The sequence below is a fragment of the Pseudomonas flexibilis genome (assembly GCF_000806415.1).
In the GTDB taxonomy this organism is placed as follows: Bacteria; Pseudomonadota; Gammaproteobacteria; order Pseudomonadales; family Pseudomonadaceae; genus Serpens; species Serpens flexibilis.
The window spans coordinates 88,546-109,078 of sequence record NZ_JTAK01000004.1 but is presented as its reverse complement, the minus strand read 5'-3'; the positions used below and the strand labels follow the sequence as shown (position 1 = coordinate 109,078).

General features: G+C 65.6%; 19 protein-coding genes. 9 read left to right on the top strand and 10 right to left on the bottom strand.

Going from position 1 to position 20,533, the window contains the following annotated elements; all coding sequences use genetic code 11:
* The first annotated feature begins 11 nt into the window (after positions 1–11).
* From mrdA to lipA, 8 genes are all read left to right on the top strand, one after another.
* Entirely contained in the window at positions 12–1,910 is a 1,899-nt protein-coding gene (gene mrdA / locus PT85_RS09775; RefSeq protein ID WP_039606553.1) for a penicillin-binding protein 2, read from the top strand.
* A gap of 31 nt (positions 1,911–1,941) precedes the next feature.
* Positions 1,942–3,039 (top strand): rod shape-determining protein RodA, encoded by a 1,098-nt coding sequence (gene rodA, locus PT85_RS09770; RefSeq protein ID WP_175444357.1) that lies wholly within the window; start codon positions 1,942–1,944, stop codon positions 3,037–3,039.
* On the top strand, positions 3,039–4,058 hold the full coding sequence (gene mltB, locus PT85_RS09765; protein WP_051587482.1) for a lytic murein transglycosylase B: 1,020 nt from the start codon (positions 3,039–3,041) through the stop codon (positions 4,056–4,058). The genes rodA and mltB overlap by 1 nt, the downstream gene beginning before the upstream one ends.
* Positions 4,058–5,017, top strand: coding sequence for a septal ring lytic transglycosylase RlpA family protein (locus tag PT85_RS09760; RefSeq protein ID WP_039606552.1), 960 nt, complete (start codon positions 4,058–4,060; stop codon positions 5,015–5,017). Before mltB ends, PT85_RS09760 begins: the two co-directional genes overlap by 1 nt.
* Positions 5,018–5,146: 129 nt before the next feature.
* A complete protein-coding gene (locus PT85_RS09755; protein WP_027591145.1) occupies positions 5,147–6,307 on the top strand; it encodes a D-alanyl-D-alanine carboxypeptidase family protein in 1,161 nt (386 codons plus the stop codon).
* Positions 6,308–6,388: 81 nt separating this feature from the next.
* Positions 6,389–6,661 (top strand): DUF493 domain-containing protein, encoded by a 273-nt coding sequence (locus PT85_RS09750; RefSeq protein WP_037009339.1) that lies wholly within the window; start codon positions 6,389–6,391, stop codon positions 6,659–6,661.
* The gene (gene lipB, locus PT85_RS09745) at positions 6,661–7,320 is read left to right on the top strand and encodes a lipoyl(octanoyl) transferase LipB (protein ID WP_039559438.1); all 660 of its coding nucleotides are present in this window, start codon (positions 6,661–6,663) and stop codon (positions 7,318–7,320) included. The genes PT85_RS09750 and lipB overlap by 1 nt, the downstream gene beginning before the upstream one ends.
* Complete coding sequence (gene lipA / locus PT85_RS09740) at positions 7,317–8,291, top strand: lipoyl synthase (RefSeq protein WP_027591148.1); 975 nt, start codon at positions 7,317–7,319, stop codon at positions 8,289–8,291. The genes lipB and lipA overlap by 4 nt, the downstream gene beginning before the upstream one ends.
* Positions 8,292–8,432: 141 nt before the next feature.
* Here the strand turns inward: lipA and PT85_RS09735 are convergent, their stop codons facing one another.
* The 5 genes from PT85_RS09735 to leuS form a co-directional block, all read right to left on the bottom strand.
* Positions 8,433–9,698, bottom strand: a complete 1,266-nt coding sequence (locus PT85_RS09735; RefSeq protein WP_039559439.1) for a lytic murein transglycosylase — start codon at positions 9,696–9,698, stop codon at positions 8,433–8,435.
* 56 nt (positions 9,699–9,754) lie between these two features.
* Complete coding sequence (arfA, locus tag PT85_RS09730) at positions 9,755–9,910, bottom strand: alternative ribosome rescue factor ArfA (RefSeq protein WP_037009343.1); 156 nt, start codon at positions 9,908–9,910, stop codon at positions 9,755–9,757.
* A gap of 116 nt (positions 9,911–10,026) precedes the next feature.
* Positions 10,027–11,064 (bottom strand): DNA polymerase III subunit delta, encoded by a 1,038-nt coding sequence (holA, locus tag PT85_RS09725; RefSeq protein WP_039606551.1) that lies wholly within the window; start codon positions 11,062–11,064, stop codon positions 10,027–10,029.
* Positions 11,061–11,621, bottom strand: a complete 561-nt coding sequence (locus PT85_RS09720) for an LPS-assembly lipoprotein LptE (protein WP_052237650.1) — start codon at positions 11,619–11,621, stop codon at positions 11,061–11,063. The genes holA and PT85_RS09720 overlap by 4 nt, the downstream gene beginning before the upstream one ends.
* A gap of 51 nt (positions 11,622–11,672) precedes the next feature.
* Positions 11,673–14,285 carry a leucine--tRNA ligase gene (gene leuS / locus PT85_RS09715; protein WP_039606550.1) on the bottom strand — a complete coding sequence of 871 codons (2,613 nt, stop codon included), beginning with the start codon at positions 14,283–14,285 and terminating at the stop codon, positions 11,673–11,675.
* Positions 14,286–14,522: 237 nt separating this feature from the next.
* Between leuS and PT85_RS09710 the strand changes: the two genes are divergently transcribed.
* Positions 14,523–14,933, top strand: coding sequence for a hypothetical protein (locus PT85_RS09710; RefSeq protein WP_027591152.1), 411 nt, complete (start codon positions 14,523–14,525; stop codon positions 14,931–14,933).
* Here PT85_RS09710 and lnt read toward each other — a convergent pair.
* From lnt to miaB, 5 genes are all read right to left on the bottom strand, one after another.
* Positions 14,914–16,449, bottom strand: a complete 1,536-nt coding sequence (lnt, locus tag PT85_RS09705) for an apolipoprotein N-acyltransferase (RefSeq protein WP_039559443.1) — start codon at positions 16,447–16,449, stop codon at positions 14,914–14,916. The genes PT85_RS09710 and lnt overlap by 20 nt on opposite strands.
* A 133-nt stretch (positions 16,450–16,582) precedes the next feature.
* Complete coding sequence (locus PT85_RS09700; protein ID WP_027591154.1) at positions 16,583–17,419, bottom strand: HlyC/CorC family transporter; 837 nt, start codon at positions 17,417–17,419, stop codon at positions 16,583–16,585.
* An 11-nt stretch (positions 17,420–17,430) separates the two neighbouring features.
* Positions 17,431–17,889: an rRNA maturation RNase YbeY gene (gene ybeY / locus PT85_RS09695; protein ID WP_039606549.1), complete on the bottom strand. Its 459-nt coding sequence runs from the start codon at positions 17,887–17,889 to the stop codon at positions 17,431–17,433.
* Positions 17,882–18,916 carry a PhoH family protein gene (locus PT85_RS09690; RefSeq protein WP_027591156.1) on the bottom strand — a complete coding sequence of 345 codons (1,035 nt, stop codon included), beginning with the start codon at positions 18,914–18,916 and terminating at the stop codon, positions 17,882–17,884. The genes ybeY and PT85_RS09690 overlap by 8 nt, the downstream gene beginning before the upstream one ends.
* A gap of 210 nt (positions 18,917–19,126) precedes the next feature.
* Positions 19,127–20,455, bottom strand: a complete 1,329-nt coding sequence (miaB, locus tag PT85_RS09685; RefSeq protein WP_039606548.1) for a tRNA (N6-isopentenyl adenosine(37)-C2)-methylthiotransferase MiaB — start codon at positions 20,453–20,455, stop codon at positions 19,127–19,129.
* Positions 20,456–20,533 lie beyond the last annotated feature (78 nt).

The window sequence follows — 20,533 nt, the reverse complement described above, 5'->3', positions numbered from 1 at the left end:
GTGTAGTACCGATGCCGGATTCGCTCTACCTGCAGGATCATCAACGCGACGCGCGCCTCGTGCGTCGGCGCATGCTTGCGGGCGCGGTGGCGATCGGGCTCCTCACGCTGATGCTGATCGGGCGTATGTACTACCTGCAGGTGATCCAGTACGAACACCACTCCACGCTGTCGGAAAGCAACCGGGTCCATGTCCAGCCGATCCCGCCCAACCGCGGGCTGATCTACGACCGCAATGGGGTAATCCTGGCGGAGAACCGCCCGAGCTTCAGCCTGACCGTGACCCGCGAGCGGGCCAAGGACTGGCAGGCGGAGCTGGATCGGGTGGTGGAGATTCTCGGTCTTGGCGAGAGCGAGCGAGCGCTGTTCGAAAAGCGCGTGCGCCAGGGGCGGCGGCCGTTCGAACCGGTGCCCATCATGTTCGAGCTGTCCGAGGAACAGATTGCCCGCATCGCGGTGAACCAGTTCCAGCTGCCGGGTGTGGAAGTGACCGCGCAACTGGTGCGCCACTACCCGCAGCAGGAGCATTTCGCCCATTCGGTGGGCTATGTCGGGCGCATCAACGAGCAGGAGCTCAAGCGCCTCGATCCGATCAACTACAGCGGTACCCACCACGTGGGCAAGACCGGCCTGGAGCGCTTCTACGAGGACGACCTGCACGGCACGGTCGGCTACGAGGAAGTCGAGACCAACGCCCGGGGCCGGGTGTTGCGGGTGCTCAAGCGCACGCCACCGGTGCCTGGCAAAGATCTGGTGCTGACCCTCGACAGCCGTCTGCAGGCCGCCGCCGAGGCCGCCCTCGGCGGTCGGCGCGGTGCGGTGGTGGCCATCGAGCCGACCACCGGCGAGATTCTCGCCGTGGTCAGCCAGCCCAGCTTCGATCCCAACCTGTTCGTCACCGGCATCAGCTTTCGCAAGTACGCCGAGCTCAGCGAGTCCATCGACCGGCCGCTGTACAACCGGGTAATGCGCGGACTGTACCCGCCGGGCTCGACCATCAAGCCGATGGTGGTCGTGGCCGGTCTGGACGCCAAGGCCATCACCCCGCAGACCAAGGTGTTCGACCCCGGCTACTACCAGCTGCCCAATGTGTCGCACAAGTACCGCAACTGGAACCGCTACGGTGACGGCTGGGTGGACCTGGACCTGGCCATTGCCCGCTCCAACGATACCTACTTCTACGATCTGGCCCACAAGCTGGGCATCGACCAGTTGCACGACTACATGACCCGCTTCGGTTTTGGTACCCGGGTCGCACTGGATGTTTTCGAGGAAACCGCCGGCCTGATGCCGTCGCGGGAATGGAAGCAGCGCCGTTACCGACAAGTTTGGTACCCGGGCGAAACGCTCATCCTCGGCATCGGTCAGGGCTACATGCAGGCCACGCCGCTACAGTTGGCCCAGGCCACCGCGCTGATGGCCACGCGCGGCAAGTGGATTCGTCCCCACCTGGCGAAAAGCGTGGGCGGTGTGCCGCCGGTGGACACCAATCCGGTTCCCGACATCGAGCTGCGTGATCCGCGTTTCTGGGATCACGCCCGCGAGGGCATGGAGTCGGTGGTGCATGGTCCGCGCGGCACGGCGCGGCGCATCGGGATGGGTTCTCCGTACCGTATTGCCGGCAAGAGCGGTACCGCCCAGGTGGTGGCCATCAAGCAGGGCGAGAAGTACGACAGCGAGAAGCTGGAGGAACGACATCGCGACCACGCGCTGTTCGTGGCCTACGCGCCGGCGGATGATCCCCGGATCGCCGTGGCGGTGATGGTCGAAAACGGCGAGTCGGGCAGTGGCGTGGCCGGGCCGGTGGCCCGCCAGGTCATGGATGCCTGGCTGCTCGATGAGCAGGGCCAGCTCAAGCCCAAGTTCGCTCCGCCACAAGCCCCGAAGGTGGTGAACAACCGTGGCAACTGAATTCAACCGTTCCCTGTCCGATCATGATCCGCTGAGCCGTCGGGCCAGCCTGCTGCAGCGTCTGCACATCGACGGTGTGCTGTTGCTGTTGCTGCTGACCCTGGCCGCTGCGAGCCTGTTCATCCTGTATTCGGCCAGCGGCAAGAACGTCGAGCTGCTGATCAAGCAGGCCACCTCGTTCGGGATCGGCCTGCTGGCCATGCTGCTGATTGCGCAGCTCGATCCACGCTTCATGGCCCGCTGGATACCCTTCGGCTACGCGTTTGGCCTGGTGCTGTTGGTGTGGGTGGAGCTGTTCGGCTACACCGCGATGGGCGCCACTCGCTGGATCAACATTCCGGGGGTGATCCGTTTCCAGCCGGCCGAGCTGATGAAGATCCTCATGCCGGCAACCATCGCCTGGTACCTGGCTCGCCACAACCTGCCGCCGAATCTGAAACACACCGCCTGGGCACTGGTGCTGATCGGCATGCCGTTCGTGCTGATTCTCAAACAGCCGGACCTGGGCACCTCGCTGCTGATCCTCGCCTCCGGCGCCTTCGTGCTGTTCGTCGCCGGCCTGCGCTGGCGCTGGGTGATCGGCGCCGCCGCCGCCGCGATACCGGTGGCGGTGTTCATGTGGCTGTTCGTGATGCACCAGTATCAGAAGCAGCGGGTGCTGACCTTCCTCGACCCGGAAAGCGATCCGCTGGGAACGGGATGGAACATCATCCAGTCCAAGGCGGCGATCGGTTCGGGGGGGGTGTTTGGCAAGGGCTGGTTGCAGGGGACGCAGTCGCACCTGGATTTTTTGCCGGAAAGCCACACCGACTTTATCATTGCCGTGCTTGGTGAAGAGTTCGGCCTGGTCGGCATCTGCCTGCTCCTGCTGCTCTATTTGTTGCTGCTGGCGCGTGGCATGGTCATCACCGTGCAGGCGCAGAGCCTGTTCGGCAAGTTGTGGGCCGGCGGCCTGACGCTGACCTTCTTCGTCTATGTGTTCGTCAACATCGGCATGGTGAGCGGTCTGCTGCCGGTGGTGGGGGTTCCGCTTCCTTTCATCAGCTACGGCGGTACGTCGCTGGTTACGCTGTTGTCCGGATTCGGCGTTTTGATGGCGATCCACACCCATCGCAAGTGGATCACCTAATGAGGACCGCTATGCGCAAGAGTGCCCAACGACTGATTCATGCCCTGCTGGGCTTGTGCGCAGCGGGCTGCGTGCCCGTCAGCGGCGCGTCCAGCGGTGATTACCAGGGCTCGGCGCAGGTGCGCGAGCTGATCGAGGAAATGACCCTCTCCCATGGCTTCGCCGCCGAGCAGCTCGAAGCGCTGTTTGCCGAGGCGGAGCGCAAGCAGGTCATTCTCGAGGCCATTTCCCGACCCGCCGAGCGGGTCAAGCCGTGGAGCGAGTACCGGCCGATCTTCCTCACCGATGCCCGCATTGCCCGCGGCGTGGATTTCTGGCGCGAGCACGAGGCGGCGCTGAGTCGCGCCGAACGCGAATATGGCGTGCCGGCCGAGGTGATCGTCGCCATCATCGGCGTGGAAACCTTCTACGGGCGCAACACCGGCAGCTACCGTGTGCTGGATGCACTGTCCACGCTGTGCTTCGACTACCCGCCGCGTGCGCCGTTCTTCTGTCAGCAGCTGCGCGAGTTCCTGTTGCTGGCGCGGGAGGAACAGGTCGACCCGCTGCGCCTGAAGGGCTCCTACGCCGGGGCGATGGGCTTGCCGCAGTTCATGCCCGGCAGCTTCCGCGCCTATGCAGTCGACTTCGACGGTGATGGCCGCATCGATATCTGGAACAACCCGGTGGATGCCATCGGCAGTGTGGCCAGCTATTTCAAGCGTCATGGCTGGGTCACCGGTGCCAGCGTGGTCAGCCGGGTGCAGGCCGATGGCGAGCGGGTCGAGGAGGGCATCAGCCCCGGTCTGGAGCCGACCCTGAGCGTGGCAGAGCTGCGCGAGTTGGGCTGGCGTTCGGAGCTGCCGCTCGATGACGGTCTGTCGGTCACGGCCATCCGCTTCGACGGCGAGGCCGGCGAGGAATACTGGCTCGGACTGCCCAATTTCTACGTCATCACCCGCTACAACCGCAGCGCCATGTACGCGATGGCCGTCCATCAGCTGGGCGAGGCGCTGGTACAGGCCAGGGGGAATCGTTGATGCGTGTTCTGCTTCCGACGCTGCTGGCCGCGCTGCTGCTGGCCGGTTGTTCGAGCCCGCCGAGCGGCACCCCGTCCACGTCGTCCGCCGGCACGTCGAGTTATGCGCGACCTCACAAGGACGGCGCGCCCTGGTGGGACGTGGACGTCTCGAAGATTCCGGACTCCGTGCCCATGCCGCATTACGGACGGGTCAAGGCCAACCCCTACACGGTACTGGGCAAGAGCTACTACCCGATCAATGATGCGCGGACCTACCGGGAAACCGGCACCGCGTCCTGGTATGGCACCAAGTTCCACGATCAGCTCACCGCCAATGGCGAGCGCTACGACCTGTACGGGATGACCGCTGCCCACAAGACCCTGCCGCTGCCCAGCTACGTGCGGGTCACCAACCTGGACAACGGACGCAAGGTGGTGCTGCGCGTCAACGACCGTGGCCCCTTCTATTCCGACCGCATCATCGACCTGTCCTTCGCGGCGGCGAAGAAGCTCGGTTTCGCCGAGAGCGGCACGGCGCGGGTGCATGTGGAAGGCATCGACCCCTACCAGTGGTGGGCCGAACGCGGGAAGCCGGTCCCCAGCGTACTGGCGCAGCCGGCGACGGGGTCGTTCGCGTCGAGTGCGCCGGGACAGGTCGAGCAGTACGTTCCGCCGCCTACCCAGCATGCCGCGGCGGTCTTGCCGGTTCAGGTGTCCACCCCCTCGACGGCCATTCCGGACAAGGGCTTCTACCTGCAAGTCGGGGCGTTCGCCAACCCGGATGCCGCCGAACTGCTGCGTGCCCAGCTGAGCGAAACGGTCTCCGTACCGGTGTTCATCAGCTCGGTGGTGCATAATCGCCAGGTGCTGCACCGTGTCCGGCTGGGGCCGATCGGCACTTCCGACGAGGCGCAGCGTCTGCAGCAAAGCGTGCGCCTGGCCAACCTGGGTGCGCCACAATTGGTGCGTCCCGACTGAGCGGGTCGTTGCCGGTTCTGTGACAACGCTCGTGGCTCGTTCCGCGTTGTGAACTAATGTTCTTTTCACTTGTCAGATGGGGCTTTGGCCTCACGGCTTCGTTTTGATTCGATTTTTGTAGGGAGAAGGATGAACATCTTCAGTTTTGCCCCCCGTGTATTGGCGTCCTTCCTGGCGTTTGGCGTTTCGGTGAGCTGGGCCGCCGAGCCGATCATTCCGGCCGCGCCGCAACTGGCGGCCAAGTCCTATGTGCTGATGGACGCCGCCAGCGGCCAGGTACTGGTGGAGCATAACGGCGACGAACGCCTGCCTCCGGCCAGCCTCACCAAGCTGATGACCGCCTACCTGGCCACCCTGGAGATCAACCGCGGGCAGATCCGTGAAGAGGATAAAGTGCATGTCAGTGAAAAGGCCTGGCGCACCGGCGGTTCGCGCATGTTCATCCAGGTTGGCAGCCAGGTCTCGGTAAGCGATCTGCTGCATGGGGTCATCATCCAGTCGGGCAACGACGCCAGTGTGGCGCTGGCCGAGCACATTGCCGGCAGCGAAGACGCCTTCGCCGACCTCATGAACCAGCAGGCCCAGCGCCTGGGGCTGACCAACACCCAATTCCGCAACGCCACCGGTCTGCCGCACCCGGAGCACTATTCCTCGGCGCACGACATGGCCAAGCTGGCGCGCGCGATCATCTACGACGACCCGCAGCACTACGCCATCTACAAGCAGAAGGAATTCTTCTGGAACAACATCCGCCAGCCCAACCGCAACCTTTTGCTGTGGCGTGATCCGACGGTGGACGGACTGAAGACCGGCCACACCGACGAAGCCGGTTATTGCCTGGTGGCCTCCGCCGAACGGGATGGCCAGCGACTGATCACCGCGGTATTCGGCACGAGCGGCGAAGAGGCGCGCTCGGCTGAAACGCAGAAGCTGCTCACCTACGGCTTCCGCTTCTTCGAAACCCGTACCTTCTACGAGAAAGGCCAGGCCCTCACCCGTGCCCGGGTCTGGAAGGGCGCCGAGAACGAGATCGAGGCCGGCCTGCGGGAAAACCTGACACTCACGGTGCCGCGCGGGCGCAGCCAGCAGCTGCAGGCCACACTGCAGCTGGATCGTCAGTTGATGGCGCCGATCGAGCAGGGCGCCGTGATCGGCAAGGTGGAAGTCCGCGACGGCGACAAGGTGATCCACACGGCCGACCTGATCGCCCTGGAAGGGGTGGAGCAGGGTGGCTTTTTTGCCCGTCTCTGGGATAGTATCCGACTGTTTTTCTACGGCTTGTTCAACTGACAGCCCGTGTTGAACGTCAGCCCGCCCACCGGCGGGCTTTCGTGCTTGTGGATCACGAGTCCATCTACAGAAGTTGTGGTTATGAACGACGTACAAGCTCCAAAAATCGAGTTTCCCTGCGAGCGCTACCCCATCAAGGTGATCGGCGACGCCGGCGAAGGCTTCGCCGCGCTGGTCATCGAGATCATGCGCCGGCATGTGGCCGATTTTGACGAAAACACCCTGGTCATGCGGGACAGCAGCAAGGGTCGCTTCATGTCCGTGCAGGTGCTGATCACCGCCTCCGGTCCTGACCAGTTGCAGGCCATCCATATGGATCTTCGCGCCACCGGGCGCGTGCACATGGTGCTCTGATGGCGGCCGGGCTGCTGGGGGTGCGTGAGCTCGGCCTGGTGGAATACCTGCCGACCTGGCAGGCCATGCAGCGCTTCACCCAGGAGCGCGATGAACAGACCGGCGACGAGATCTGGCTTTTGCAGCATCCGCCAGTCTTCACCCAGGGCCAGGCCGGCAAGGCCGAACATGTGCTGTTTCCCGGTGACATCCCCGTGGTGCAGGTGGACCGTGGCGGCCAGGTGACCTACCACGGCCCCGGCCAGCTGGTGGTCTATCTGCTGATCGATGTGCGCCGACACAACCTGGGCGTGCGCGATCTGGTCAGCCGCATCGAGCAGAGTCTGGTGGATCTGCTGGCGGGCTACGGTGTTTCGGCGGCGGCGCGCCCCGATGCCCCGGGCGTCTATGTCGACGGTGCCAAGATAGCCTCGCTGGGCCTGCGCATCCGCCGCGGCTGCTCCTTCCATGGCCTGGCGCTCAATCTGGACATGGACATGCAGCCGTTCCGGCGCATCAATCCCTGTGGCTATGCCGGACTGGCCATGACCCAGCTGCGTGACCTGCTGGGTCGGCCTATCGATTTTTCCGAGGTGAGTGCCCGCTTGCGCGATCAGCTCGTCACACACCTCGACTATGCAGGTTTCAAGGCCCTCGAGGGCGGGATCGAATCGCTATGAGCAGTCAGGAAAACGCCGGCAAGCCGGCCAAGCTGGAAACGGGTACCAAGCTGCGTGGCGCCGAGAAGGTGGCGCGCATTCCGGTCAAGGTCATCCCCACCGAGGAATTGCCCAAGAAGCCGGACTGGATCCGCGTGCGCGTGCCGGTGTCGCCCGAGGTGGACCGCATCAAGCAACTGTTGCGCAAGCACCGCCTGCACAGCGTCTGTGAAGAAGCCTCCTGCCCGAACCTGGGCGAGTGCTTCTCTGGCGGTACCGCCACCTTCATGATCATGGGCGACATCTGCACCCGTCGCTGTCCGTTCTGCGACGTGGGCCACGGCCGACCCAAGCCACTGGATGCCGACGAACCGCTGAACCTGGCCCAGGCGATTGCCGATCTGCGCCTGCGCTATGTGGTGATTACCTCGGTAGACCGCGACGACCTGCGCGACGGCGGAGCCCAGCACTTCGCCGATTGCCTGCGCGAGATCCGCAAGCTGTCGCCGAACGTGCAGCTGGAAACCCTGGTGCCGGACTACCGCGGCCGCATGGACATCGCGCTGGACATCACCGCCACCGAGCCGCCGGATGTGTTCAACCACAACTTGGAAACCGTGCCGCGCCTGTACAAGTCGTCGCGCCCCGGTTCGGATTTCGAGTGGTCGCTGGACCTGCTGGAGAACTTCAAGAAGCGCGTCCCGGGCGTCCCCACCAAGTCCGGCCTGATGCTCGGCCTGGGCGAGACCGATGATGAAGTGATCGAAGTGATGCACCGCCTGCGCGAGCATGACGTCGACATGCTGACCCTGGGCCAGTACCTGCAGCCCTCGCGCAATCACTTGGCCGTCCAGCGCTTCGTGCACCCGGACACCTTCGCCTGGTTCGCCGAGGAAGGCGAGAAGATGGGCTTCAAGAACGTGGCGTCCGGCCCGCTGGTGCGTTCCTCGTACCATGCCGATCAGCAGGCTCACGGCGAGAAGATCAGCTGATCCTGTGCGGAAACGAAAAGGCGATCCTCGGATCGCCTTTTTTCGTTCTGCGGGGCTGTGGGAGCGGACTTGTCCGCGAGCTCTTGGTGTAGGCCGCCCCCCCAAGCTCGCGAATGAATTCGCTCCCACAGTCCTGGCCGGCTATCGCCTGCCGGTCTCCCGACGCAGTCGCTTGAGCAGCGAGGAGCTGGCAAAACCGTCGGCGGCCAGGCCGTGGTCCACCTGGAAGGCGCGGATCGCCTGGCGACTGTTGGCGCCGATGATGCCGTCAGGCTCTCCGAGGTCGTAGCCCAGCCGGTTCAGGCGCTCCTGCAATTCGATGCGCTCGGCCCGCGACAGCGGCCGCTCGTGATAGGGCCAGCGGGCCGAAATCTCGCCATTGCCGCTCAGCCGCTCGGCGAACAGGCCGATCGCCATGCCGTAGGCGCTGGAGTTGTTGTACTTGAGGATGGCGCGGAAGTTCGCCAGGGTCAGGAAGGCGGGTCCCAGATGCCCGGCCGGCAGCAGCAGGCTGGCTTCCTGGTCGCCGTATTGGGGCGGCAGGTTGGGGATGTTGATGCCCAGCTGCTGCCACTCCTGCAGTGTCTTGCGCGCCTGGGGGTCGGCCAGCCGGTAGTCGAAGTCCACCGGCAGCCCGACCTCGAAGCCCCAGGGTTGGCCCAGCCGCCAGCCGGAGCGTTGCAGGTAGTGCGCGGTGGACGCCAGGGCGTCGGCAGTGGAGTTCCAGATATCGCGCCGCCCATCGCCGTCGAAATCGACCGCGTAGCGCTGATAAGTGGTGGGGATGAACTGGGTCTGGCCCATGGCACCGGCCCAGGAGCCCAGCATGCGGCGGGGCGAGATGTCGCCCTGCTGCAGAATCTGCAGAGCGGCGATCAGCTGCTGGTGGGCGAACTCCGGGCGGCGACCCTCATGGGCCAGGGTCGCCAGCGAGCGGATCACCGACTTGCTGCCCTGGGTCTGCCCGAAGTTGCTCTCCAGGCCCCAGATGGCCACCAGCGCCTGGCGGTCCACGCCATAGTGCTGTTCGATGCGGTGTAGCAGGGCGGCATGCTCTTCCAGCAGCTGCTCGGCGCGCGTCAGGCGGCGTAGCGACAAGGCGCCGTCCAGGTATTCCCAGATCGGTCGGGTGAACTCCGGCTGGCTGCGGTCGGCCGCGATCACCTGGGGATCGGGGCGCAGGCCGCGCAGCGCGGCATCGAGGATATCCGGGGCTATGCCTGCACGCAGTGCCTCGCGGCGAAACTCGGTGAGCCAGCTGGCAAAGCTGATCTGTTCCTCGCGCATCTCGGCCGGGCTCTGGCGCACTTCGGCGCTGGAGGGAAGCGGCAGGCTGGCGGCGATGAGCAGGAAAGCGGTGGAAGCGATCAACAGAGGAGGCCGAAGGGCGGCCGGAAAGAACGGCATGCGAAGCGGTCTCGAAATCGACTTACGGTACAAGACCTTATCACGGCTGAAAAAATTCAGGCGGCCAGAACGACGGAAGCCTCCCAGTTGCGCTGGGAGGCTTCGCGGCGGTAGCTGCCCTTGCCCTTCTTGGGCTGTTCCTGGCGGCTGCGGAACAGGGGCTGGGCGATGAGCGATCTGGCCTTGTTCGGCCGCTTGGGTTGTTTGGCCATGCAGGTTCTCCAGACGGTCGGTTGACTGGCGCGCATCATAGGGGTTGTGCAGAAATTGTCCAGCCTGATCTGGCCTTGGTCGTAGGGCGGGTCGGCGCTTTTCCGGCCGCCGCCTGTTACTGGCTCGGCAGCGGCAGACGCAGCCCGGCGATGTGCAGCGTCAGACTGGCAAGACCCGCCCAGGGATCGCCGGCGGCCTGGCCCTTGATCTGTGCATCGATCTGCTGGGCGTCGCGCAGCAACTGGCCCCAGCGACGGGCGCTGTGGCGTTGCAGCGCGCGTGATAGCAGCGGGCGGCGCTTGTCCCATACCGGCGGTTTGCACTGTGCGAAGGCCCGCTCCAGCGGCAGGCCCTGTTCATGCTGGAACGCCAGGTTGGCCAGCTGGCGCACCTCGCGAGCCAACGCCCACAGAATCACCGGCGCTTCCAGGCCTTCACCCCGCAGCCCTTCCAGCATACGCAGCGCGTGCGGCGCCTGTCCGGCCAGGGCGGCGTCGATCAGGCCGAAGACATCGAAGCGGGCGCTGTCGGCCACGGCGGCCTGCACGGTGGCTGCATCGACCTTCTGGCCATCAGCCAGCAGCTTGAGTTTCTCGATCTCCTGCACGGCGGCCAGCAGATTGCCTTCCACCCGGGCGGCGATCAGTTCCACGGCTTCCGGGGTGGCAGCCAGGCCGGCCTGGCCCAGGCGCTGGTTGATCCATTGCGGCAACTGCTGGGCGTCCACCGGCCAGATCTGGATGAACTGGCTGGCCTGGCCCTCGATCAGTGCCTTGGCCCACTTGGTCTTCTGGCCGCTGCCGTCCAGCTTGGGCAGTTGCAGCAGCAACACGGAGCCTTCGGCCGGGCGCGCCAGATAGTCGAGCAGCGCGGCGGCGCCCTTGTCGCCGGGCTTGCCGGACGGCAGGCGCAGTTCAATCAGGCGTTTCTCGGCAAACAGCGACAGGCTGGCGCCCGCCTCGTAGAGCTGGCCCCAGTCGAAGTTGGCTTCCACATGGAACACCTGGCGTTCGCCGAAGCCCTGGCTGCGGGCGGCGGACCGGATGGCGTCGCAGGCTTCCTGGCAGAGCAGCGGCTCATCGCCGCTTACGGCGTACACCGGAGCCAGCGGTCCTTGCAAGTGCTTGCCCAACTGGGCGGGGGACAGCTTCATGGGTTGGCGGATTCGGACGCGGCGCGCTGTTCGGCTTGCGCCTTGGTCGTGGCCTGGGCGTCGAGGCGTTCGAGCTCTGCGGGGGAGAGCACCTGCAGGCGGCGCACCAGTTGCTGCAGCAGATCGCGGCGCATTTCCTCCAGCTGCTGCTGGCGCTCCTGTTCCGAGCCGATCAGGTTGTTCTGGTCGTGGGCCACCACCTTCTGGGTTTCCAGGCGGTTTTCCAGCAGCGAGTGCTGGCGGCTACGAATCTGGTAATCCAGCGCGGCGGTGAGTTCGTATTCGGCGCTGCGGGCCCCGCTGGTGAAGCTGGCGGTGCGCTGGTCGACCCTCTCTTCCAGCAGCACCAGTTGATAGGGTGCTCCGGGATGCACGCGCACGCCACGGTTTTCCAGCAGCGTACGCAGCTGCCGGGAGGCATCGCCGTAGCGGTCTTCGGCGCGCAGGTCCAGCTCGCGCAGGGCGAACGCCTCCCCGTTCCCGGTGCCGCGCAGTTGGAAACCGCAGGCGCCAAGCAGCAGCGCGGTGGCGACAATCAACAGGAAGCGATGCGGCATCGGTGGACCTCCATGGGGCTCGCCCCGGTACTTCCGGGGCGATGGGCACGGTTAGTTGGCGACGATGTTGACCAGCTTGCCGGGAACCACGATCACCTTGCGAATCGTCAGGCCTTCAGTAAAGCGCAGGACGTTCTCGTTGGCGCGGGCGGCGGCTTCGACGTCCTCGCGGCTGGCGCTGGCCGGCACGTCGATCTGGCCGCGCAGCTTGCCGTTCACCTGTACCACCAGGGTCAGAGTGTCCTGCACCAGGGCGCTTTCGTCGACGCTCGGCCAGGCGGCGTCGATGATGTCGCCGCTCTTGCCCAGCTGCTGCCACAGCGTGTGGCAGATGTGCGGGGTGATCGGCGCCAGCAGCAGGGCCACGGTTTCCAGGCCTTCCTGGAGCAGGGCGCGATCCTGTTCGCTGGCGGTCGGGGCCTTCTCCAGCACGTTCATCAGGGTCATCACCTGGGCGATGGCGGTGTTGAACTTGTGGTGTTGGCCGACATCCGTGCTGGCCTGCTTGATGGCCAGGTGGATGGCTCGACGGATGGCCTTCTGCTCGTCGGTCAGGCTGGCGATGTCCAACGCGCCCGGCTGGCCGGCGCTGACGTGGCTGTGGGCCAGGCGCCAGACGCGGCGCAGGAAGCGGTTGGCGCCTTCGATACCGGCATCCGACCATTCGCAACTCATGTCCGGCGGCGAGGCGAACATCATGAACAGGCGGCAGGTGTCGGCGCCGTAGGCTTCGATCATCGCCTGCGGATCCACGCCGTTGTTCTTGGACTTGGACATCTTCTCGGTGCCGCCGATTTCCACCGGCAGGCCGTCGCTCTTCAGCCGGGCGGCGACGATCTTGGCCTTGCTGTCGCGTTCGATCTCCACGTCCGCGGGGTTGAACCAGTCCTTTCCGCCGTTGGGCAGGGTGCGGTAGTAGGTCTCGGCGACCACCATGCCCTGGGTCAGCAGGTTGGTGAACGGCTCGTCGGAGTTCACCAGGCCCTCGTCGCGCATCAGCTTGTGGAAGAAGCGCGCGTACAGCAGGTGCAGGATGGCGTGCTCAATGCCGCCGATGTACTGGTCCACCGGTAGCCAGTGGTTGGCGGCGGCCGGGTCGACCATGCCCTGGTCGTACTGTGGCGAGGCGTAGCGGGCGAAGTACCAGGAGGACTCCACGAAGGTGTCCATGGTGTCGGTTTCGCGCTTGGCGGCGGCGCCGCACTTCGGGCAGGTGCAGGTGTAGAACTCGGGCATCCGGGCCAGCGGCGAGCCGCTACCGTCCGGCACTACGTCTTCGGGCAGCACGACCGGCAGCTGGTCTTCCGGCACCGGCACGTCGCCGCAGCTCGGGCAGTGGATGATCGGGATCGGGCAGCCCCAGTAGCGCTGGCGGCTGATGCCCCAGTCGCGCAGGCGGAACTGGGTCTTGCGCGCGCCATGTTCGGCGGCTTCCAGGTCGGCGACGATGGCGTCGAAGGCACCCTGGAAATCCAGGCCGTCGTACTTGGCGGAATTGACGGTGGTGAGGCCGGCCTTGTCGGCGTACCAGTCCTGCCACTCGCTGGTGCTGAATTCCTTGCCCTCTGCGGCATACACCTGAACGATCGGCAGACGGTACTTGTTGGCGAACTCGAAGTCGCGCTCGTCGTGGGCCGGCACGGCCATCACGGCGCCTTCGCCGTAGCCCCACAGCACGTAGTTGGCCACGAAAACCGGCAGCTTCTGGCCGTTGAGCGGATGGATGACGAACTGCCCGGTGGGCATGCCCTTCTTCTCCATGGTGGCCATGTCGGCCTCGGCCACGGAGCCGGCCTTGCATTCGGTGATGAACGCGGTCAGTGCCGGATTGTTCTCGGCGGCGCGGGTGGCCAGCGGGTGCTCGGCGGCCACGGCCACGTAGGTGGCGCCCATGAGGGTGTCCGGACGGGTCGAATAGACCTTCAGCTGACCGTCGATACCGATGCTGTCGACATCGTAGTCGAAGACGATGTCGGCACCGAAGCTCTTGCCGATCCAGTTGCGCTGCATGGTCTTGACCTGCTCGGGCCAGCCATCGAGCTTGTCCAGGTCGGCGAGCAGCTCTTCCGCGTAGGCCGTGATGCGGAAGTAGTACATGGGGATCTCGCGCTTCTCGACCAGCGCGCCGGAGCGCCAGCCGCGGCCGTCGATCACCTGCTCATTGGCCAGCACGGTCTGGTCCACCGGGTCCCAGTTCACGGTGCCGTTCTTGCGGTAGATCACGCCCTTCTCGAACAGGCGGGTGAACAGCCACTGTTCCCAGCGGTAGTAGTCCGGCTTGCAGGTGGTGACTTCGCGGGACCAGTCGATCGCCAGGCCCAGGCTCTTCAGCTGGGCCTTCATGTAGGCGATGTTCTCGTAGGTCCACTTGGCCGGCGCCACCTGGTTCTTCATGGCGGCGTTCTCGGCCGGCATGCCGAAGGCGTCCCAGCCCATCGGCTGCAGCACGTTCTTGCCCAGCATGCGCTGGTAACGGGCGATCACATCACCGATGGTGTAGTTGCGCACGTGCCCCATGTGTAGCTTGCCGCTCGGGTAGGGGAACATCGACAGGCAGTAGTAGGTGTCCTTGCCGGGCTGTTCGTTGACCTTGAAGGAGTCCTTGGCGTCCCAGTGGGACTGCGCGGCGGGTTCGATTTCGCTGGGCTGATACTGTTCGTGCATGGCTACTGGCGCTGGGGAAAGGGAGGGGAATTCGAAAGCTCGCTAGCATACATGACCCCTGTCCGACTAGGGAAACCCGGTGTACCGGCGGGCGCCGTTGGTCGCGGGGGGATTGTCCGTCAGGGGGCGGCGCTAAGCTTCGACTCAGGAGCTGCAGCCATGTGGGGGACAGGGCGGCGCAGTGGTTTCCACATCGGTGCGACCCTTGCCGGGGACGGAGCTACGGCCATGTCACGAATGATCGAACAGCGCAGCCTGCCGCGTACGGAAGGCCTTTACGGGCGACTGCTCCAGCGCATGGAACTGGCCCTCGACAGGGCCGAGCGCCTGCCGCGCAGACGCCTGTCCGCGGCGGGCGAACTGGAGGTGACGGGGCTCAGTCCCGCCGAGGTCTCCCTGGTGCGCGCCTACCTGAGCCACGACGTGCAATGGCTGCGGGGCTGGCATGCCGCCGCGGAGGAGCTGGAACTGCTTCAGCGTCCTCCACGTGCCGAGGCGCTGGCGGAACGCCAGGGTGAGCGGCCGAGCCGGTCGCGCCTGGGGCGGACATCGCTGCGTTGTGCGCTGTGTGGCGCGCCGCACCCGGGAACAGGGGCGGGGGCCTGCCCGGGTTGCGGTTCGCGGCTGTTCAGGGCCGCGGAGGCGTGAGGCTGGAGCGCAGCCGCTGGCGGCGGTACAGCGCCCAGCCCAGCAGCCCCGTCACCAGCAGTGCCATCGGCCAGCCGCGCCAGCGCAGGTAGGGCGTCAGGCCCTGCATCGGCACCACGTCGCCCTGCAGGGTGGCCTGTTGGAACTGCGGGAGCTGTTTGCTGATGCGGCCGAAGGGGTCGATCAGCGCGGTGACGCCGTTGTTGGTAGCGCGGATCATCCAGCGCCCGGCTTCCAGGGCGCGCATCTGCGCCATCTGCAGGTGCTGCAGCGGGCCGATGGAGGAGCCGAACCAGGTATCGTTGCTGACCGTGAGCAGGATGTCGCTCTGCGCCGCCAGGCCGGCGGCAAACTCCGGGTAAACCACTTCGTAGCAGATGAACGGCGCCAACTGGTAACCGCGCGCCTGCAGCAGCGGTTGGTCGGCGTCGCCGCGGGCGAAGTCGGACATCGGCAGGTCGAAGAACTCGATCAGCCCGCGCAGCACATCCTGCAGCGGTACGTACTCGCCGAACGGCACCAGCTTCTGCTTCAGATACGTGCCGGAACCTTCGCCCAGGCTGGTCAGCCCGTTGTAGTAGCGCAGCTCGCCCTCGGCGTTTGGTTGGCGAACGGGCAGGCCGGTGATCAGCGCGGCGCCGCGCTCGCGGGCATGCGCGCCCATGGCCGCCAGATAAGACTCCACATGATGGCGTAGTACCGGCACTGCGGTTTCCGGCCAGACGATCAAGTCCGCGCGGGGCGCGTTCAGGGTCATGTCCCGGTACAGCGCCAGTTGGGCATTGAGCTGTTGCGGTTCCCACTTGAGCAGCTGCGGCACATTGCCCTGCAGGGCGACGACGCTGAGCGGCTCGCCCTTGGGCGTGGTCCAGCTGTAGCCGCCGAGCAGCAGGCCGACCAGCCAGGGGGTGAACAACAACAGCCGCGCGGTGCCCAGCAGGAGCTTGCTGTCGCGTACGCGCGCCAGCTCGACGATCAGCGTGGCGGACAGCGCCAGCAGGAACGACAGCAGCCACACGCCGCCCAGCGGTGCCAGGCTGCCCAGCGGGCCGTACAGCTGGCTGTAGCCGGCGAACAGCCACGGGAAGCCTGTCAGAAACCAGCCCCGGAAGGCTTCCAGCGCCACCCAGAGCGCGGCGAAAGCCACTGCATCGACCAGCGGCGTGCCGCTGCGCAGCCAGCGCGCCCACAGCCAGGCCAGCAATGCGAACAGCAGGCCAAGGCCGGCCACGAAGGCCACGGTGAGCAGCAACGCCAGCGGCACCGAGGCGGCGCCGTAGTCATGGATGCTGACGTAGACCCAACTGGTGCCCGCCGCAAACACCCCGAAGCCGTAGAACCAGCCGCGCGCCACGGCAGCGCGACCGCTGACGGTGCGCAGGCCCAGGTAGAACAGGGCGATGGACAGCAGCAGCAGGGGCCACAGATCGAAGGGTGAGAAAGCCAGCGGCGTCAGGCCGCCGGCGGCCAGGGCGATGACATGGCCGATCCAGCCGGGCTGGGTGATCCAGCGCATGGGCAATCCTTGTGCGAATACGGAGGAGCCGGGAGGCTAGCGGCAATGCGCCGTGCTCGGCAAGGTGGAAGGTTGTTGCACTTTCTGTGGGAGCGGAGCTCGCGGACAAGTCCGCTCCCACACAGCCGTGCTGCTAAGACTCCATCGGCGTCAGGCGCAGCAGATGGATGTTCTGGCTATCGGCGGTGAGGATGCGGAAGCGGTAGCCGCCGATCTCGGTTACTTCGTTGCGCTTGGGCAGGTGGCCGAAGGCATCGACAACCAGTGCGCCAACGTTATCGAAGGTGTTCTCGGGGAATTCGCTCTCGAAGAACTCGTTGAAGCTGTCCAGCGGGGTCTGCGCCTTGACGATGAAGTCGCCGCTGGGCAGAGGCTTGATGTAGCTGTCTTCCTCGACGTCGTGCTCGTCCTCGATGTCGCCGACGATCTGCTCCAGCACGTCCTCGATGGTGACCAGGCCGGCCACGCCGCCGTATTCGTCGATCACCAGGGCCATGTGATTGCGGGTGCTGCGGAATTCCTTGAGCAGCACGTTGAGGCGCTTGGACTCCGGCACGAAGGTGACCGGGCGCAGGATCGAGCGCAGATCGAACGGCTGGTCGGGATGCTGCAGCATCATCGGCACCAGGTCCTTGGCCAGCAGGATGCCAAGCACGTCGTCGGGGCCCTCGCCGATGACCGGGTACCGGGAGTGCGCGGCCTCGATGATCATCGGCAGGAACTCGCGAGGTGTCTGGTCGGCGCGGATGGTGACCATCTGCGAGCGCGGCACCATGATGTCGCGGGCCTGCAGGTCGGCGACCTGGATGGCGCCCTCGACGATGGACAGGGCCTGCCGGTCGAGCAGGTGGTTCTCGTGGGCATCCTGGAGGACCTCCAGGAGTTCCTCGCGGTTGCGAGGCTCATGGACAAAGGCCTGGGTGATCCGTTCCAGCCAGGACCTGTGTTCACTAGATCGATCTACGCTCATGGTTCCTTTGCTCAGTAGTCATCGCCAGCGTAGGGGTCGGGATACCCCAGTTCGGCCAGCAGATCGCGTTCCAGGCTTTCCATTTCCTCGGCTTCGGCATCGTCGATGTGATCGTAGCCGAGCAGATGGAGGCAGCCATGGATGACCAGGTGGGCCCAGTGGGCCTCCGGGGTCTTGCCCTGTTCCGCCGCTTCGCGCTCGACCACTGGCACACAGATCACCAGGTCGCCGAGCAGCGGGATATCCAGGAATTCGTCGGGTACGTCCGCCGGGAAGGACAGCACGTTGGTGGCGTAGTCCTTGTGCCGCCAGGTGCGGTTCAGCTCGCGGCCCTCGTCTTCATCGACCAGGCGGATGGTCAGCTCCGAATCGCCACTGCGCTGGCGCAGGGCCAGTTCGCACCAGCGACGGAAATCGGCCTCGGCCGGGTGCTGGCCGTTACTGGCCAGCTGCAGATCCAGCTCAAGCATGGTCGTCGGTCCGCGCGCCCGGGTCGTTGTCGGCGGGGACGTGGCGGTTCGAGCGGCTGGTGGCCTGCTCGTCCTCGAAGCGCTCGTAGGCCTCGACGATGCGCTGCACGAGCGGGTGCCGTACCACGTCCTTGGGCTGGAAGTGGGTGAAACTGATCCCCGGCACGTCCTTGAGGACCTTGATCACGTGGGCCAGGCCGCTCTTGGTGCCGCGCGGCAGGTCGACCTGGGTGATGTCGCCGGTGATCACCGCCGTGGAGCCGAAGCCGATGCGGGTCAGGAACATCTTCATCTGTTCCAGCGTGGTGTTCTGGCTCTCGTCGAGGATGATGAAGCTGTTGTTCAGCGTACGGCCGCGCATGTAGGCCAGCGGCGCGATCTCGATTACCTGCTTCTCGATCAGGCGCGCCACGTGCTCGAAGCCGAGCATTTCGTACAGCGCGTCGTAGAGCGGTCGCAGGTAGGGGTCGATCTTCTGGGCCAGGTCGCCAGGCAGGAAGCCGAGCTTCTCGCCGGCTTCCACCGCCGGACGCACCAGCAGGATGCGTCGCACCTGTTCGCGCTCCAGCGCGTCCACGGCAGCCGCAACGGCCAGGTAGGTCTTGCCGGTGCCGGCCGGGCCGATGCCGAAGTTGATATCGTTGTCGAGGATCGCCTTGACGTAGCGCTGCTGGTTGGCGCCGCGCGGGCGGATCATGCCCTTCTTGGTGCGCAGCGCGACCCCGGCGTCGGCCTTGCCGGCTTCCAGCTCGACCATGGCCGACTCCTGCAGGAACAGGTGGACCAGCTCGGGCGAGAGTTCGACGCTCTTGGTTTCGCGGTAGAGGCGGCGCAGGAGGTTCTCGACGTTCTGCGTGTGGCGTTTGTCGCCGACCAGCTCGAACTGGTTGCCCCGGTTGCGGATTTCCACCGCCAGGCGCTGTTCGATCAGGCGCAGGTGTTCGTCGAATTGTCCGCAGAGATTGGCGAAGCGACGGGCTTCGAAGGGTTCGAGGGTGAAATGGTGGTGCTCGGTGGATGTGTTCAAGGGGCTAATAGGTGCCTTGGGCAGATAACGATGGCGGCAAGAATAGCGCCGGGGAGGTCGGGCGGGAAGCTGGGGCGCGTCAGCGGGCGGTTATTCGTCGTGTCGGCGAGCAGCCGGAGCGGCGCCTGTGGGAGCGGACTTGTCCGCGAGCTTCGCGGCTGGGCTGCAAAAAAGCTCGCGAATGAATTCGCTCCCACAGGTTGTCCGAATTCAATCCAGCAGCGTGCCCCGCAGCGAGTGGGGCAGGGCGTCCTCGATGTGCACGGTGGCGAACTGGCCGATCAGCAGCGGGTTGTCGCAGCGGAAGTTGACGATGCGGTTGTTCTCCGTGCGGCCCTGCAGCATGCCCGGGTCCTTCTTGGAGTAGTCGGTCACCAGGATGCGCTGGGTGCTGCCGACCATGCGCCGGCTGATCTCGAAGCCCTGCTGGTTGATGCGCGCCTGGAGGATCTGCAGGCGCTGCTTCTTCAGCTCTTCCGGCGTGTCGTCGGCCAGGTCGGCGGCCGGCGTGCCGGGGCGGGCGCTGTAGACGAAGGAATAGGAGAAGTCGAAACCCACCTCCTCGATCAGCTTCAGGGTCTGCTCGAAATCCTTGTCGGTTTCGCCCGGGAAGCCGACGATGAAGTCCGAGCTGATGCACATCTCCGGTACCGCCGCCCTGAGCTTGCGGATGCGCGACTTGTACTCCAGGGCGGTGTGGTTGCGCTTCATGGCCGCCAGCACGCGGTCGGAGCCGGACTGCACCGGCAGATGCACGAATTTCACCAACTCCGGAATCTCGGCATGGGCCTGGATCAGCGCGTCGGAGAACTCCAGCGGGTGGCTGGTGGTGTAGCGGATGCGCTCGATGCCGTCGATGGCCGCCACCAGATACAGCAGCTCGGCGAAGTCGGTGATGCCGCCGTCGCGGTTCTCGCCCCGGTAGCCGTTGACGTTCTGGCCCAGCAGGGTGACTTCCTTCACGCCGTTCTCGGCCAGGTGAATGATCTCGCCCAGCACGTCGTCCAGAGGACGGCTGACCTCCTCGCCGCGGGTGTAGGGCACCACGCAGAAAGTGCAGTACTTGCTGCAGCCTTCCATGATCGACACGTAGGCGGTCGGACCGTCCACGCGCGGCTCGGGCAGGCGGTCGAACTTCTCGATCTCGGGGAAGGAAATATCGACCTGCGGCGTCTGGGTGGTGCGCGCGGCGTCGATCATCTCCGGCAGGCGATGCAGGGTCTGCGGACCGAACACCACGTCCACATAGGGCGCGCGGTCGCGGATCGCCGCGCCTTCCTGGCTGGCCACGCAGCCGCCGACGCCGATCACCAGTTGCGGATTGTCCTGCTTCAGCTCGCGCCAGCGGCCGAGTTGCGAAAACACCTTTTCCTGGGCCTTCTCGCGGATCGAGCAGGTGTTGAGCAGGATCACGTCGGCCTCTTCGGCCTTGTCGGTGAGTTCCAGGGCCTGGTGTTCGCCCAGCAGGTCGGCCATGCGCGAGCTGTCGTACTCGTTCATCTGGCAGCCGTGGGTTTCGATGTAGAGCTTCTTGGCCATGAGCGTGCGGGGATCGGCAGGAAAGGAAGGGGCGGATTATAGGGGGGTGGGCGGCGAGGGACCATAGGCGCCGGGCGG